The following is a 1128-nucleotide window of genomic DNA, read 5'->3' as shown; positions in this document are numbered from 1 at the left end:
CTAAGGTAAAAAATGGTCAAAATATGGCAAGGTTTGTAATTAACTCTTGTTACATTATAGGACAAAAGGGCGATTTTTGCATTATTTTCAGCAAAAAAATAGACAAAAAGCACTAAAAAAAATTGCTAGACTTACATGAATTCCATCAAGCAGTCCTGCACGAAGTCGGGGGCGGCTTTTTTCATTTGCTCCACGGTGTGTAAATAGCGCTGGGTCGTATTGATATGGGAATGTCCCAAGGTTTCCTGAACCTGTTGCAGCGAAGCGCCTTGGAGTAGAGCCAAGGTTGCGTTGGTATGTCGCAACCAATGGGGTGTCGGCTGCTTTTGGATTCCGCTGGCGATTCCCGCCTGTTTAATGATTCGTTCGATTTGCCGCGGCGTGATTGCAAATAAGACGAGTTCGCCATCTGGCTCAGGGGATCCCGCCAATTTTCGCGCGTGCTCCTGGTACATGTTCCAAAGCTCCCGCGGAATTTTGACCTCGCGTGTTTTCCCTCGTTTCGCGTGGGACACGGTCAACCAAACGGACGTCTCTAGTAAATCGGCGTTGAAATCCTTCCATTTGATGCCGCACAGCTCGGACACGCGAAGTCCCAACAGCACCAGAGAAAGACCGATCAAGTAATTTCGCAAGCTTTGGCGCCGCAGCGTTTCCAGCAGCTTGCCGACTTCATTCCGGGTGAGATAGTGTCTGCGGCTCGTCACGGCAATCGCCGGGATGCGGATATTTTGCGCCGGGTTATGATCGAAAAAGCCGATCCCGCGGTCGCTTCCCCATTTATAAAACGACTTTAACGGCGCGATGAATGCGGCCACGCTAGCCGGAGCGAGCGGCTTTTGGGCGTCGCGGTAGAATCCCTTCGTCAGGTAGATTTTATAGGCCTCGATTTCCCTCCAGGTCACCTCTTTAAAGGGCACTCCCGAAAGGAATTGCCTGAATTGCTCCAACGCCCGGTAGTAGTTTCTGCGAGTATTCGGCGCTTTCGCGCAAGCCGTCAGGAACATCTGAATGATTTGCTCGTCCTGATATTCCTGAGCGACCGTTAAATGAAATGGATATTGCTGGGCTACAGCCGACAAATAATTGGTTACCATATTTTGTAGTGGACCTCCTGTTGACGTTGTT

At 49.9% G+C, this 1128-nt stretch carries 1 protein-coding gene; it reads right to left on the bottom strand.

The annotated features are described in order from the left end of the window. Positions 1 to 131: 131 nt before the first annotated feature. The gene (locus MJ257_RS24570) at positions 132 to 1097 is read right to left on the bottom strand and encodes a tyrosine-type recombinase/integrase (protein WP_240271798.1); all 966 of its coding nucleotides are present in this window, start codon (positions 1095 to 1097) and stop codon (positions 132 to 134) included. Between the last annotated feature and the right edge of the window lie 31 nt (positions 1098 to 1128).

Origin of the sequence: Paenibacillus timonensis, assembly GCF_022427145.1 — a bacterium.
Classification (GTDB): domain Bacteria; phylum Bacillota; class Bacilli; order Paenibacillales; family Paenibacillaceae; genus Fontibacillus; species Fontibacillus timonensis.
Note: the sequence above shows the minus strand (reverse complement) of the source record. Positions and strands in the feature narration are given on the sequence as shown.

What these genes read in the sequence shown, in the direction of transcription:
- MJ257_RS24570 (WP_240271798.1), bottom strand. Translation starts at nt 1,097, where the DNA reads ATGGTAACCAATTATTTGTCGGCTGTAGCCCAGCAATATCCATTTCAT.